The organism is Enterobacter sp. 4974935 (genome assembly GCF_058661735.1).
Map to the genome: position 1 here is coordinate 2,940,388 of NZ_JBZWGT010000003.1, position 14,483 is coordinate 2,954,870.

Here is a 14,483-nt window from a genome sequence, read left to right on the forward strand (position 1 = left end):
TGTGAAACTCTTTGTCATTCACGATGTCTAATGCGACCTTTCCTGTAACAGAACATTTCCAGCATCAGCTATCTCGTTCAAATAACTCCAGATTTTCACCTGTAAATGCTAATAGTGCGCGTCATCGCCATTTAGTTCATCCAGATTATTCCTAATCTTTCAGGCGATAAAATCAGCAACGTTTTCTCATTTTACGGATTTTCCCTGGATTTTTTTTCAACAGTAGCTCAACCGTTGCAGGTTATTTCCATTACACTGCGACTTTTACCTCTTTTGACAAAAATTGACAGGAGAAAGGATGCCAGGTTTACCTCGTAAATCGTCGGTCTGGATGCCGGTGGCAGTCATACTTATCGCGATGATGTCCATACAAAGCGGCGCGTCGCTGGCAAAATCGCTGTTTCCGCTGATTGGTGCGCCCGGCGTCACGGCGCTGCGTATCGCATTAGGCACCCTGATCCTCGTGGTTGTCTTTAAACCCTGGCGGCTACGGTTTAAAAAGGAGCAGCGACTGCCTCTGCTTTTTTATGGGCTGGCGCTGGGAGGGATGAACTACATGTTCTACCTCTCTATTCAGACTATCCCGCTGGGGATCGCGGTCGCGCTTGAATTTACCGGCCCGCTGGCGGTTGCCCTCTTTTCTTCTCGTCGCCCGGTAGACTTTATCTGGGTCATACTGGCCGTGCTGGGGCTATGGTTCCTTCTGCCGCTCGGCCAAAGCGTTTCACAAATCGATTTGACAGGGGCCGCTCTGGCGCTGGGCGCAGGGGCGTGCTGGGCGGTGTATATTCTCACTGGTCAGCGTGCGGGCGAAGAGCACGGCCCCGCGACAGTCGCCTTAGGCTCGCTGATTGCCGCGGTTATCTTTGTCCCGATCGGCATGGCACAAGCAACGGACTCAATATGGCAGTGGTCAATCCTGCCGGTTGGGCTGGCGGTCGCCATTCTTTCCACGGCGCTGCCCTACTCTCTGGAGATGATCGCCCTGACGCGTCTGCCTACGCGTCTTTTTGGTACGCTCATGAGCATGGAGCCCGCGCTGGCTGCCATCTCTGGAATGATGTTCCTCGGCGAAACCCTGACACTGGTGCAGACGCTGGCGCTCTGTTCCATTATCGCGGCGTCAATGGGCTCTACATTGACCATGCGCCAGGAACCAAAAGTACATAAGATTGACCTCAACTAGCCCTTAAATTCTGCATGGCTTACCGGCCATGCAGAATATAGGCCTCGTCAGCCCTTCAAATAATTTCTTACAAACTCTCTTATATTGCCAAAATATTTCACCTGCCCGCCTTGTCACTTAATGAATTAAGATTGATCTGCATCAATTTATATAAAAAACTTTAAAATCATTAAGTTAAAACTTCAACCATCCTTTCGCTATTAAACCGATAGGCAGCGCCAAACCGCAAAGAAAAAATCCGGTGCTATAATTAATCCCGTAATTACCTGGGACACAAACATCAAGAGGATATGAGATTATGAGTACCGCTAAACTGGTGAAAACGAAAGCGTCTAATCTGCTTTATACCCGTAACGATGTATCGGATAGCGATAAAAAAGCGACCATTGAGCTGCTGAATCGCCAGGTGGTCCAGTTCATCGATCTTTCGCTGATCACCAAACAGGCCCACTGGAATATGCGCGGTGCAAACTTTATTGCCGTTCATGAAATGCTGGATGGCTTCCGCACAGCACTGGTGACTCATCTGGATACCATGGCCGAACGCGCCGTACAGCTGGGCGGTGTGGCTCTGGGTACCACGCAGGTGATCAACAGCAAAACGCCACTGAAAAGCTATCCGCTGGATATCCATACCGTTCAGGATCACCTGAAAGAGCTGGCGGACCGTTATGCGATTGTCGCGAACGATGTTCGTAAAGCGATTGGCGAAGCAAAAGATGAAGACACCGCTGATATCTTCACTGCCGCGTCACGCGACCTGGATCAGTTCCTGTGGTTCATTGAGTCAAACATCGAATAATCCCTGCGGATTGTCTGAATAACCCTCGCCCCTGGCGGGGGTTTTGCACATTTATGGTGCACACTTTTGTCCGCAACGGCCGCAAAAGTGAATAAAATGTAATAATCACCTCACACAACCGTTAACAGAAGATTGTTTTTTCGTCAGATTCTGCGCTAAATATCCCCCTGTCAGAAGACCTTAACGAAGCGCACCAAAACGGTGCTCCATTCTGGTGCAACCTGACAGAATTGCCACGCTTTTTGTGCAATGCGTGACATTATCCCCTTTGCAAAACAACAGCTTGTAAAACTGGCACGATTTTTTCATTGTGCCTGAGGTTCTCGCAGGGGATCGCCCCGTGGATATAAAAGGAAATGCTATGAAGTCTGTATTAAAAGTTTCACTGGCTGCACTTACCCTGGCGTTTGCGGTGTCCTCGCAGGCTGCCGACAAACTGGTTGTGGCGACTGACACGGCGTTCGTACCGTTTGAATTCAAACAGGGTGATAAATACGTTGGTTTTGACGTTGATCTGTGGGCCGCTGTCGCAAAAGAACTCAAACTGGATTACACCCTGAAGCCAATGGATTTCAGCGGTATTATCCCGGCACTGCAAACCAAAAACGTTGACCTGGCGCTGGCGGGCATCACCATTACCGAAGAGCGTAAAAAAGCGATCGATTTCTCTGATGGCTACTACAAAAGCGGCCTGCTGGTGATGGTGAAAGCGGATAACAACGACGTGAAAAGCGTGAAAGATCTCGACGGTAAAGTGGTCGCCGTGAAGAGCGGCACCGGTTCCGTTGACTACGCGAAAGCCAATATCAAAACCAAAGACCTGCGTCAGTTCCCGAACATCGACAACGCTTACATGGAACTGGGCACCAACCGCGCAGACGCGGTGCTGCACGACACGCCTAACATCCTTTACTTCATCAAAACCGCCGGTAACGGCAAGTTCAAAGCGGTAGGTGATTCTCTGGAAGCTCAGCAGTACGGTATTGCGTTCCCGAAAGGCAGCGACGACCTGCGTAATAAAGTTAACGGCGCGCTGAAAACCCTGAAAGAGAACGGCACCTATAACGAAATCTACAAAAAATGGTTCGGTACCGAGCCTAAATAATTTCACCTGACTTCAGGTTTGTAACGCCCGGTGGCGCTACCGCTTACCGGGCCTACGTTTTTCGTTTTTCACCACGGTATACAGGAATACATCATGCAGTTTGACTGGAGCGCCATCTGGCCTGCCATTCCTCTCTTGCTTGAAGGCGCTAAAATGACCTTGTGGATTTCGGTCCTCGGTCTGGTTGGCGGGTTAATTATCGGTCTGGTGGCCGGTTTCGCCCGCACCTACGGCGGCTGGATTGCAAACCACATCGCGCTGGTTTTCATCGAAGTGATCCGCGGCACCCCCATTGTGGTGCAGGTCATGTTTATCTACTTCGCCCTGCCGATGGCCTTCAACGATCTGCGCATTGACCCGTTCAGCGCAGCTGTCGTCACCATTATGATCAACTCCGGCGCCTACATTGCGGAAATCACCCGCGGTGCGGTGCTGTCGATTCATAAAGGCTTCAGCGAAGCTGGCCTGGCGTTAGGTCTTTCCCGTCGCGAAACGATCCGTCACGTGATCCTGCCGCTGGCGCTGCGCCGCATGCTGCCGCCGCTGGGCAACCAGTGGATCATCAGCATTAAAGACACCTCGCTGTTTATTGTTATCGGCGTGGCCGAGCTGACCCGTCAGGGCCAGGAGATCATCGCGGGTAACTTCCGCGCCCTGGAAATCTGGAGTGCGGTCGCCGTTGTCTACCTGATTATCACGCTTGTCCTGAGCTTTGTTCTGCGTCGTCTTGAAAGAAGGATGAAAATCCTGTGATTGAATTTAAAAATGTTTCCAAGCACTTTGGTCCAACCCAGGTGCTGCACAATATCGATTTGAACATCAGGCAGGGTGAAGTGGTGGTGATCATCGGGCCGTCGGGTTCCGGAAAATCCACCCTGCTGCGCTGCATTAACAAGCTCGAGGAGATCACCAGCGGCGATTTGATCGTCGATGGTCTGAAGGTGAACGATCCGAAAGTGGACGAGCGCCTGATCCGCCAGGAAGCGGGCATGGTGTTCCAGCAGTTCTACCTGTTCCCGCACCTGACGGCGCTGGAAAACGTGATGTTCGGTCCTTTGCGCGTGCGTGGGGCCAGCAAAGCGGCGGCAGAAACGCTGGCAAAAGATCTGCTGGCGAAAGTGGGTCTGGCGGAGCGTGCCCACCACTATCCTTCCGAGCTGTCCGGTGGCCAGCAGCAGCGCGTGGCCATTGCCCGTGCGCTGGCGGTGAAGCCAAAGATGATGCTGTTTGATGAGCCAACGTCCGCACTCGACCCGGAGCTGCGTCACGAGGTGCTGAAAGTGATGCAGGATCTGGCAGAAGAAGGCATGACGATGGTGATCGTTACCCACGAAATCGGCTTTGCCGAAAAAGTGGCGTCCCGTCTGATCTTCATTGATAAGGGCCGCATCGCGGAAGACGGTAATCCGCAGGCGCTGATTGCGAACCCACCGAGCCAGCGCCTCCAGGAGTTCCTGCAACACGTCTCCTGATAGCCATACACAGAGCCGGGCATGCCCGGCTTTTTTATGCCGGATTGTTCCCAAAAACTCCCCTCCGCTCCGCGCGCTCTATACTTATCATTTTGCACGATATTTTTGTCGGAGGACGCCGTGCCGTGGATCCTGTTGCTACTGTTTACCCTGTTTAGCGCGCCATCACTTGCTGTAACCATTCCCGGCGTCACCACCGGAGCCACCGCCACCCAGCAAAATGCGCCGCCAGAACCCGACGCTGAAAAGAAAAAAGCCGCTTACAGCGCACTTGCCGACGTGCTTGAGAACGACACGTCCCGGCAGGAGCTTATCGATCAGTTGAGGAAAGTGGCCGCCACACCGCCTCAGGATCCGGTTCCGACTATCGCGCCGCCGGAAGTCGAAGACGAAAAGACGGTACTGGAAAACGTCACCGATATCAGTCGCCGCTACGGGGAAGCCCTGTCGTCGCGTTTTGCCCAGCTCTATCGCAACCTTGTTGGCACCTCGCATAAGCCTTTTAATCCCCACACCTTTTCTGCAGCCGCGACCCAGTTTTCTATTCTGGCCGCCGCGGTATTCATTTTTTACTGGCTGTTGCGCCTGTCTGTCTGGCCGCTTTACCGGAAGATGGGCCACTGGGGACGTAAAAAGAATCAACATAAAAGCAGCTGGCTGCATCTTCCGGCAATGATTACCGGGGCCTTTATCATCGATTTGCTGCTGCTGGCGCTGACGCTGTTTGTCGGCCAGATGCTGGCCGACCGTCTTAATACCGGGAACAAAACCATCGCCTTTCAGCAGGGGCTGTTCCTGAACGCCTTTGCCCTGATCGAGTTCTTTAAGGCGCTCCTGCGGTTAATATTCTGTCCGCGCGTGCCAGAACTTCGCCCGTTCGCCATTTCGGATCGGAGCGCCAAATACTGGGCGGTTCGGCTCAGCGTGCTGAGTGGGTTAATCGGCTATGGCCTGCTGGTTGCCGTCCCGATTATTTCCAACCAGGTTAACGTGCAGTTCGGGGCCCTGGCGAACGTGCTGATCATGCTCTGTATTACCGTCTGGGCGCTGTACCTCATCTTCCACAATAAAAAAGGGATCACCGACAGTCTGCTTCACCTGGCCGATCGCTCCCTCTCCTTTTTCAGCCTCTTTATTCGCGCCTTTGCGCTGGTGTGGCACTGGCTGGCCAGCGCCTATTTTATTGTGCTGTGTTTCTTCTCGCTGTTCGATCCGGGCAACAGCCTGAAATTTATGATGGGGGCGACGTTCAAAAGCCTGGCGATTATCGGCATCGCGGCCTTTGTTTCTGGCCTGCTCTCCCGCTGGCTGTCGAAGACGATCACCCTGTCGCCGCAGGTTCAGCGTAATTACCCCGAGCTGCAAAAACGGGTAAATGGCTGGACATCGGTGTCGCTGAAGGTGGCGCGTATTTTGACGGTCTGCGTGGCAATTATGCTGCTGCTGAATGCGTGGGGACTGTTTGATTTCTGGAACTGGCTGCATAACGGTGCGGGAGAAAAGACCGTCGATATTCTTATTCGTATCGCGCTGATCCTGTTCTTCTCCGCCGTCGGCTGGACGCTGCTGGCAAGCCTTATCGAAAACCGTCTGGTGTCGGATGTCCACGGCAGGCCCCTGCCAAGCGCCCGCGCCCGCACACTGCTGACGCTGTTCCGCAACGCGCTGGCGGTGATCATTAGCACCATTACCATCATGATTGTGTTGTCGGAAATCGGCGTAAATATCGCCCCACTGCTGGCGGGTGCCGGTGCCCTGGGACTGGCGATCTCCTTTGGTTCGCAGACGCTGGTGAAGGATATTATCACCGGTATTTTTATCCAGTTTGAGAACGGGATGAACACCGGGGATCTGGTGACCATTGGACCGCTCACCGGAACGGTGGAGAGGATGTCCATTCGCTCCGTCGGCGTACGTCAGGATACCGGGGCGTACCACATTATTCCGTGGTCATCGATCACCACCTTTGCCAACTTTGTGCGCGGCATTGGTTCGGTGGTGGCGAATTATGATGTCGATCGTCACGAAGATGCAGATAAGGCGAAACAGGCGCTGCGGGATGCGGTGAGCGAACTGATGGAGATGGAGGATATTCGCGGGCTGGTAATTGGTGAGCCGTCGTTTGCGGGCATCGTCGGGCTGACAAACACAGCCTTTACCCTGCGCGTGTCGTTCACCACCCAGCCGCTTAAGCAGTGGACGGTGCGCTTTGCTCTCGACAGCATGGTGAAAAAACACTTCGATCTGGCGAACGTGAGAGCGCCGGTGCAGACGTATCAGGTATTGTCGCCGCCCGCTTCGCCGCTCCCTCCACAGGAGCCGACGCTGTAACCGAGCCGGGTGGCGGCTTCGCCTTTCCCGGCCCGAGAAACGATTATTTGCGACGTTTGTTATCGTCCATAAAGGACCAGGCAATAAAGCGGCTCTGCTTCTGGCCCTGCGCCATCTCTTTTTTGACCACCTTCACCGCGCCGGCTTCGGTCAGCGCGCGGTAAAGCGGCGGCAGGTTATCGCCACGAGAGACCAGCGTGGTAAACCATTTCACCTGACGACCGAAGCCTTTACTCTCGGCAATCATGCGCAAAATAAAGGCCACTTCCCCGCCCTCGCACCACAGCTCCTGCTGCTGGCCGCCAAAATTCAGCGCGCCATCTTCGGCCTGGCCCAGGTTACGCCGCTTGCGTTCACTTCCCGCACGCGCGGAGGCGGCGGAGTCGTGGAATGGCGGGTTGCACAGGGTGGCATCATATTGTTCGTTCTTATGAATAATGCCGGTGAAAATTGCAGCGGCATCCTTCTGACGACGCAGACGAACGGCCCGGCTTAACCCCGGGTTAGCGTTGATAATGGCCTGCGCGCTGGCGAAGGCCTCATCACCGATCTCGCTGCCGGTAAATCGCCACTGGTACTCATGTGCGCCTATCAGGGGGTAGATCAGGTTCGCGCCCGTACCGATATCAAGGACGGTAGCCTGTTTCGGCACTACGCCATCGTGGTCATCCGCCAGCAGATCGGCAAGATGATGGACGTAATCCGCACGGCCCGGGACCGGCGGGCAGAGAAAGCCATCAGGGATGTCCCAGTGCGTCACACCATAAAAATGGGCCAGCAGCGCTTTGTTCAGCGTTTTAACCGCCAGCGGATCGGCAAAGTTTACCGACGGTTCACCGGCTGGTGTCTGAACGATAAAACCCTGCAATTCAGGGCAGCTCAGACACAGGGCTTTCATATCGTAGCGGCTACGGTGGCGGTTACGCGGGTGCAATCCCGGCTTGTGGGAAGTCATGGCATTCTCCTTTAAACAGCCGCGTAAGATACCCTGTGACGGCGCGGGGGTAAATATCTGTCTGAGTCGCACAAAAAAACGACAAAAATCAGCGACCTGTATGTCTATGATCTGTCAACAAATTGTCAGAATTTATCGTTCAAAAAATAAGCAGATCATCATCAAATTTTTGCGCTAAATCACACGCATCAGGCTTCTAAACTTAACAGGAATCACCTGTTGTTTCCCCTGAGGATGTGATTATGAAAAAGTATCTGACCTTTATTATTGCGGGTGCGCTGGCAGGCGCATCATTCTCTGCCTTGTCCGTTCAACCTCTGACCGACAGTACCGACACCAGCCAGCTACGCGCGGCCGGGACGGTCTCTGTCAGCCGGGCAAGCAACCTTGATGACCTTCAGGACAAGCTGGCCGAAAAAGCCCGTCAGGAAGGCGCTAAAGGCTTCGTGGTGAACGCCGCCGGTGGCGATAACCATATGTACGGTACCGCGACTATCTATAAATAACTTACCGCCTTCCAAACTGCATCTGTCCGGCAGATGCAGTTCTCTCTGCCTGCGCCTTGACTGTGCGTTTTTTCACCCCATATTAAAATGCATGACTTGACCCTTTCAGGAGAACATCATGGCTTCCGGCTGGGCGAATGACGACGCCGTTAACGAACAGATCAACAGTACCATTGAAGATGCGGTTGCGCGTGCTCGCGGTGAAATTCCGCGCGGCGAAAGTTTGACGGAATGCGAAGAGTGCGGGGATCCCATTCCTGAGGCACGACGTAAAGCCATTCCCGGAGTACGGCTTTGCATCACCTGTCAGCAGGAGAAAGATTCAAAAAATGCTTCACATTCAGGATATAATCGTAGAGGATCGAAAGACAGCCAGTTACGTTGACTTTCCTTTACCGTAGTTAACCGCACCAACAGTTTACTTTACGCTCACGACTTTCAGCGAAGCGCGTAGCAAAACGTGCCCTTCTGATTGTGTCTGTAAAGCGTATCCGCAAGAAGTGTCAATTGCGCTTCTGATTTTATTAATAATCAATAAGTTATTTGTCATTCAATTTTTTTGACCAACCACGTCAATTCTCTTCGATTTTATCTTCCGCTAAAAAGCGTGATACTTATCACATCGACGGAACATCGTCCCCTTAACAGAATAACCTGCGAGAATTGACCTATGAAAACCATCAAATATGCTGTTGCCGCTGTTGCCCTGTCCGCTCTGTCTTTCGGCGCTTTCGCTGTAGAGCCAGTCTCCTCTACTCAGGCACAGGATCTGAACAAAATCGGTGTGGTGAGTGCTGAAGGCGCGACCACGCTGGACGGTCTGGAAGCAAAACTGGCTGAAAAAGCTGCCGCCGCGGGCGCAAGTGGATACACCATCACTTCCACTAACGGTAATAACAAACTGAGCGGTACTGCGGTTATCTACAAGTAATCGAACAAATTATGCTCCACCCTCGCCATACCCTCTGGTGAGATGCTCCAACCCTCATTGACCCTGTTGTTGTTACCCTTGTTTGCCCGTCCGCCACTGGACGGGCTTTTTTTTGCTTAAAATGACTGCGCCACGCGCTGCAACCCGGCTTCCACGGACTCGACTTCCCCTGCAGCCAGCAGGCAGCAGGCCATTTGCAGCTTGATTGACTGCGGAACCGGCACCTTCCCGGCCAGACACTGCACAATCCAGCGCGCGGTGACCTGCGGATCTTTCGACTCAGGCAGGATCGCATCTCTGTTCTCTTCCCCACGTTCGACAACGACCCGCGTCCCGGCGGGCTCAATCAGCATCAGCTGTGGACAACGCTGCGGGTTGGCGTAAACCTCGCCTTCTGTACCGTGCATCAGCAGCGCGCGTCCACCGATTTCGGCAAAGAATTGCCCGACTCGCGTCACGTATTCCGGATGGGAGACGCTGGAAAGACGCAGCGCGGCGTCTTCGGCAAACGGCGTCGCCAGCTTCGCCAGGGTGTGAGCGCTGTTACGTACGCCCATGCGCCAGCGCATGTCCAGCTGCTTTTCCAGCGGTGGGCAGAGCGCGCTAACGGGGATATAGACCGGCTGATTCCCCTCCAGCTTTGCCTGTGCCTGACCGGCATGGAGGGTCGGTTCAATACCTAACAACGCCAGGATGGTTTCTGTCAGCACGCGCGTCGGATCTTCGCTCACGCCATGCACTACTACCGGGAAACCGAGTTTCTGCAACAGAATAGCCAGCAGCGGCGTGAGGTTTGCCTGCTTACGCGCGCCGTTGTAGGTCGGGATCACAATTGGCATCGGCTTCGTGACGGGCGGGGTTAAGCGCATGGTCTGCGACTGCATGGCCTCATAAAAGCCGCGCATCTCCGCCTCACCTTCCCCTTTAATACGCAGCGCAATCAAAATGCCGCCCATTTCCAGTTCCGGCACGTCGCCATTCAGCATATGCGTGTACAACGCGCGGGCTGTTTCCTGGTCCAGATCGCGAGCGTGGTTTTTCCCACGCCCTACCTCTTTGATAATTTTGCGGTAATCCACGACATTTCTCCTGACTGCATTATCTTGTTAACAATATAGCCCGATGAACACAGACCCGATAGTGTTTTGTGATCATTATCAACCTGCTGTTTTCATATAAAAAAATTAAACTCAAGCACTATTTACATTATTTGTGATTGGGACAAAAGATCCGCAGCGACCCTTTTTTTGATTAAATAAACATCGAAAAATCATTAAGGGTCAACGGTAAAAACGTCCAGGCAACGCTTTTACCAGAATCACATCAGGATTAACTATGAACAAGGTTGCATTAGGTTTTTTTATCGCCGCAACGGTGGGATGTTCTGCATCCGCATTTGCGGCAACTAACGGTGAAGGTCAGATTAATTTCACCGGTGAAATTATCGATTCTGCTTGCCAGGTCGTGAATGGATTAAGTAATCCATTAAACGTTCAGTTGGGTAAGGTGTCTAAAACGGTATTTACCGGCGCAGGCTCTACCAGCACATCAACGAAGTTTGATATTAAGTTAACCAATTGTCCGGAAACAGTGACCTCGGCTGCGATTAACTTCGGTGGTACCCCGGATGCGGATAATAATGCCGCGCTGGCATTAACGCCAGATACCGATGCGGCAACCGGTGTAGCCATTCAGTTGATGGATGCTTCCGGGCAGCCTGTCACTCTGTATACGCCTTCGCAGCAATATCCTTTAGCCTCCGGCACGGCAGTTAACGACCTGGAATTCGGTGCGCGTTATATTCAAACTCAGGCCGCCATTACCGCAGGCCCTGCCAACTCTGTATCGACTTTCACCGTTATTTATAACTGATCTTATCAATCCTGAGATATTAATGCTTTTGCGGGCATTAATATCTCTTCTATTTATTGAGAAATCTTTATGCGCCACGGTTATTTACTGAGCACTCTTTTACTGATAGCAGCCTCTGCACATGCGGGCGTCGTGATTAATGGTACCCGGCTGGTCTATCAAGGAGATAAAAAGGAATCATCTCTTGGCCTGTCAAACCCAGATACGACGGATTATCTGGTACAGTCCTGGGTCGATTCTGGCGGTAAAAACCCGGCCAAAGCCCCATTCCTGATCACCCCGCCGCTTTTCCGTCTGGATGCAAAAGAAGATAACGTTCTGCGCGTGGTACGCACGGGCGGAAATTTACCGGAAGACAGGGAATCTCTGTACTGGTTGAATATCAAAGCGATCCCTTCCTCAAAACACGTTGAGGGAGTAAATACGCTGCAAATTGCCATTAATACCCGCATTAAATTGCTGTATCGCCCGTCCGCGGTAAAAGGCCGACCAGAAGATGTGGCGGATAAGCTTGAATGGCATCGCGAAGGTAACGACCTGGTGGTGAATAACCCTACGCCTTTCTATATGAATTTCCAGACCGTCACGCTTAACGGTCAGAAAGTCACAAAAGCGACCTGGGCTGTTCCGAAATCAGAAACACATTTTGCCATACCGGGTAATGTCGGGGGCTCAAACGTGACGTATTCCATTATTAATGATTACGGCAGCATCAGCCATTCCTGGTCGAAATCCGTTCATTAATCGTTCCGGTAATAAAATAATCATGTACAGCCACAAAAAGCCGTTCACCTGCCGAATGTCTTCATTGCTGGTCATTCTCTGTGGCCTGGCAATAGCCATCTTTGCGCAGCAGGTTATGGCTGATGATTATTTTAACCCCGCCCTGCTGGATATAGATAATCCCCAGCAGGGTAAAACCGATCTGTCCGTCTATGAAAAAGGTCCCGGCCAGGCACCGGGGAAATATGAGGTCGCGGTGTTTATCAATAATAATAAAATTGATACCCGCAACGTGACCTTTACGCTTGAGAAAGATTCGCAGGGCAACGACACGTTACAACCTTGCTTTAGCATGGGTGAGTTAAAAAGTCTCGGTATCAGGACCCAAAAGTTTCCTCAGCTCATGGCCAAAGGCCAGTGTGCCGATCTAGGTGTCATCCCTGCTTCATCTGCAATCTTTCACGTTCGCAACCAGCAGCTGCTGCTGAGCATTCCGCAAAAGGCGCTCGGACAGGTGCCACGCGGTTACATCGACCCGAAAGAGTTTGACGAAGGGATCAACGCGGGCTTGCTTAATTACAGCGTCAACGCCAGCCAGAGCCATGCGCGCCAGCAGGGTGAAGAGGATAGCAGTAGCCAGTACGTGAACCTGCGTCCGGGTTTAAACGTTGGCGCATGGCGCCTTCGCAACTATTCCACCTGGAATCGCAGCACCACAGGCAATGAGGAGGAACAGAAATTCACCTCCGTTTATACCTATGCGCAACGCGATATTGTGGCGATGAAAAGCGATATCACCGTTGGCCAGAGCTCATCACCTGCTGATGTTTTTGACAGTGTCCCTTACACCGGCGTGGAGCTGAAATCCGATAACGACATGCTTCCCGACAGCGAAAAAGGCTATGCGCCTATTATTCGTGGCACCGCCCACAGCAACGCGCTGGTGATGGTGCGCCAGAACGGGTACGTGATTTATCAGAACACGGTCGCGCCGGGGGCCTTCGAAATTAACGATCTCTACCCCACCGGCAGCAGCGGCGACCTCCAGGTCACGGTGAAAGAAACTGACGGCAGCGAAAGCCATTTCGTGGTGCCGTTTGCCTCCGTTCCGGTATTGCAGCGTGAAAAAAACCTGCGCTACAGCGTAACTGCCGGGCGTTATCGTTCTTATGACAAAGATGTTGAAAAGACCCCGTTTGCTCAGGGGAGCGCCATCTATGGTTTACCCCACGGCTTCACGGCCTACGGCGGCGTACAGCAGAGCAGTCATTATCAGTCGCAGGCGATAGGCGCCGGGAAAAACATGGGTGATTTAGGGGCGTTCTCCATTGACGTGACTCGCGCCAGAGCCCTGCTGAAAAAACAGCAGTCCAGCACAGGCAAATCGTGGCGCGTACGCTACAGCAAAGATTTCGCCGGTTCAGGCACCAACTTTTCGCTTGCGGGCTATCGCTACAACAGCAAGGGGTTTTACACCCTGGACGACACCATGGAGTCGTATACCCGCGCCGACAACTGGTCTGCGCCACAGCAGCGCCGCGCCCGTACCGAAGCCACCATCGACCAGACGCTACCAGAAGGCTGGGGATCGGTCACGCTGAGCATGGTGAAGGAAACCTACTGGAGCCAGAATCAGGACATGACCTCCATGAGCGTCAGCTACAACAACAGCTGGCACGGCGTTAGCTACAGCCTTAGCTACAGCATGAATAAAAACACTCACGACAGCGATCTGGACGGTAATGCGGTGACGAACGACAACCAGTTCTCGCTGAGCGTTTCGGTTCCGCTGGATCGCTGGATGCATAACACCTGGGCCACGTACAACCTGAACAACACGAAAGATGGCACCACGCAGAACATCGGCCTGAACGGTACGGCCCTGAAAGAAGACAACCTGAACTGGAATCTCCAGGAGGGGCTGAGCAGCACCGGCAGCGGTAACTCCACCAGCGTTAACGCCGACTACAAAGCGACATACGGTGAAGTGAGCGGTGGCGTCAGTCAGGATAAATATCAGCAAACACTGAACGTCGGCTTGCAGGGAGGCGTGATTGCCCATGCAAACGGCATCACGCTGAGCCAGCCGCTCGGTGAGACCATTGCGCTCGTGAAAGCCCCGGGTACGCACGGCACGCATATCACTAACCAGACCGGCGTTGAAACCGACTTCCGCGGCTACACCGTCGTACCGTTCGTCACCGCGTATCGCCACAACACTATTGCGCTGGATACGGAAACGCTGCCGGAGGACGCCGACGTCACCCATGCGGCACAAATTGTGACGCCAACCCGCGGAGCCATTGTGCGCGCCAGCTTCACGACGCGCGTGGGCAATCGCGTCCTGATGACGCTCACGCAAAACGGTAAACCGCTGCCGTTCGGCGCAACGGTTACCACCGAGGACAAGGACAGCGAATTTATCGTCGGGAATGACGGCCAGACCTATCTCTCGGGTCTGCCACAGCAAGGGCATCTCCGCGTTTCCTGGGGACAGGAGGCAAACGAGCATTGCGTCGCTGACTATGTGCTCACGGATGAGAAAGCGAAAACCAGCATCATTAACGCTGCCGCGCAGTGTCACTGATCTCCCCTAAAGG

14 protein-coding genes are annotated in these 14,483 nt (G+C 53.3%); 12 read left to right on the forward strand and 2 right to left on the reverse strand.

The window, feature by feature from the left end:
• The first annotated feature begins 298 nt into the window (after nucleotides 1-298).
• The 6 genes from rhtA (at nucleotide 299) to ybiO (ending at nucleotide 6,896) form a co-directional block, all read left to right on the forward strand.
• Nucleotides 299-1,186, forward strand: coding sequence for a threonine/homoserine exporter RhtA (gene rhtA / locus AC4OVS_RS15380; protein WP_491922544.1), 888 nt, complete (start codon nucleotides 299-301; stop codon nucleotides 1,184-1,186).
• Between the two features lie 298 nt (nucleotides 1,187-1,484).
• On the forward strand, nucleotides 1,485-1,988 hold the full coding sequence (gene dps, locus AC4OVS_RS15385) for a DNA starvation/stationary phase protection protein Dps (protein WP_000100801.1): 504 nt from the start codon (nucleotides 1,485-1,487) through the stop codon (nucleotides 1,986-1,988).
• A gap of 361 nt (nucleotides 1,989-2,349) precedes the next feature.
• Nucleotides 2,350-3,093, forward strand: a complete 744-nt coding sequence (glnH, locus tag AC4OVS_RS15390) for a glutamine ABC transporter substrate-binding protein GlnH (RefSeq protein ID WP_003858455.1) — start codon at nucleotides 2,350-2,352, stop codon at nucleotides 3,091-3,093.
• A gap of 93 nt (nucleotides 3,094-3,186) precedes the next feature.
• On the forward strand, nucleotides 3,187-3,846 hold the full coding sequence (gene glnP, locus AC4OVS_RS15395) for a glutamine ABC transporter permease GlnP (RefSeq protein WP_010428919.1): 660 nt from the start codon (nucleotides 3,187-3,189) through the stop codon (nucleotides 3,844-3,846).
• Nucleotides 3,843-4,565, forward strand: a complete 723-nt coding sequence (gene glnQ / locus AC4OVS_RS15400) for a glutamine ABC transporter ATP-binding protein GlnQ (RefSeq protein ID WP_022647522.1) — start codon at nucleotides 3,843-3,845, stop codon at nucleotides 4,563-4,565. The genes glnP and glnQ overlap by 4 nt, the downstream gene beginning before the upstream one ends.
• Nucleotides 4,566-4,685: 120 nt before the next feature.
• Nucleotides 4,686-6,896, forward strand: a complete 2,211-nt coding sequence (gene ybiO / locus AC4OVS_RS15405; RefSeq protein WP_155019058.1) for a mechanosensitive channel protein — start codon at nucleotides 4,686-4,688, stop codon at nucleotides 6,894-6,896.
• A 43-nt stretch (nucleotides 6,897-6,939) separates the two neighbouring features.
• Here ybiO and rlmF read toward each other — a convergent pair whose 3' ends face one another.
• Entirely contained in the window at nucleotides 6,940-7,851 is a 912-nt protein-coding gene (gene rlmF, locus AC4OVS_RS15410) for a 23S rRNA (adenine(1618)-N(6))-methyltransferase RlmF (RefSeq protein WP_045621950.1), read from the reverse strand.
• Nucleotides 7,852-8,093: 242 nt separating this feature from the next.
• Between rlmF and mcbA the strand changes: the two genes are divergently transcribed.
• The 3 genes from mcbA (at nucleotide 8,094) to ybiJ (ending at nucleotide 9,288) form a co-directional block, all read left to right on the forward strand.
• On the forward strand, nucleotides 8,094-8,357 hold the full coding sequence (gene mcbA / locus AC4OVS_RS15415) for a DUF1471 family periplasmic protein McbA (protein WP_022647519.1): 264 nt from the start codon (nucleotides 8,094-8,096) through the stop codon (nucleotides 8,355-8,357).
• Between the two features lie 118 nt (nucleotides 8,358-8,475).
• Nucleotides 8,476-8,742, forward strand: a complete 267-nt coding sequence (locus AC4OVS_RS15420) for a DksA/TraR family C4-type zinc finger protein (RefSeq protein ID WP_022647518.1) — start codon at nucleotides 8,476-8,478, stop codon at nucleotides 8,740-8,742.
• Nucleotides 8,743-9,027: 285 nt separating this feature from the next.
• A complete protein-coding gene (ybiJ, locus tag AC4OVS_RS15425; RefSeq protein WP_003858474.1) occupies nucleotides 9,028-9,288 on the forward strand; it encodes a DUF1471 family protein YbiJ in 261 nt (86 codons plus the stop codon).
• Between the two features lie 116 nt (nucleotides 9,289-9,404).
• On the opposite strand, the gene ybiB is transcribed toward ybiJ, so the two are convergent.
• The gene (gene ybiB, locus AC4OVS_RS15430; RefSeq protein ID WP_022647517.1) at nucleotides 9,405-10,367 is read right to left on the reverse strand and encodes a DNA-binding protein YbiB; all 963 of its coding nucleotides are present in this window, start codon (nucleotides 10,365-10,367) and stop codon (nucleotides 9,405-9,407) included.
• A gap of 256 nt (nucleotides 10,368-10,623) precedes the next feature.
• Between ybiB and AC4OVS_RS15435 the strand changes: the two genes are divergently transcribed.
• The 3 genes from AC4OVS_RS15435 (at nucleotide 10,624) to AC4OVS_RS15445 (ending at nucleotide 14,470) form a co-directional block, all read left to right on the forward strand.
• A complete protein-coding gene (locus AC4OVS_RS15435) occupies nucleotides 10,624-11,160 on the forward strand; it encodes a fimbrial protein (RefSeq protein ID WP_022647516.1) in 537 nt (178 codons plus the stop codon).
• A 69-nt stretch (nucleotides 11,161-11,229) separates the two neighbouring features.
• Nucleotides 11,230-11,904 (forward strand): fimbrial biogenesis chaperone, encoded by a 675-nt coding sequence (locus AC4OVS_RS15440; RefSeq protein ID WP_022647515.1) that lies wholly within the window; start codon nucleotides 11,230-11,232, stop codon nucleotides 11,902-11,904.
• Nucleotides 11,905-11,926: 22 nt separating this feature from the next.
• Complete coding sequence (locus AC4OVS_RS15445; protein ID WP_139153951.1) at nucleotides 11,927-14,470, forward strand: fimbria/pilus outer membrane usher protein; 2,544 nt, start codon at nucleotides 11,927-11,929, stop codon at nucleotides 14,468-14,470.
• Nucleotides 14,471-14,483 lie beyond the last annotated feature (13 nt).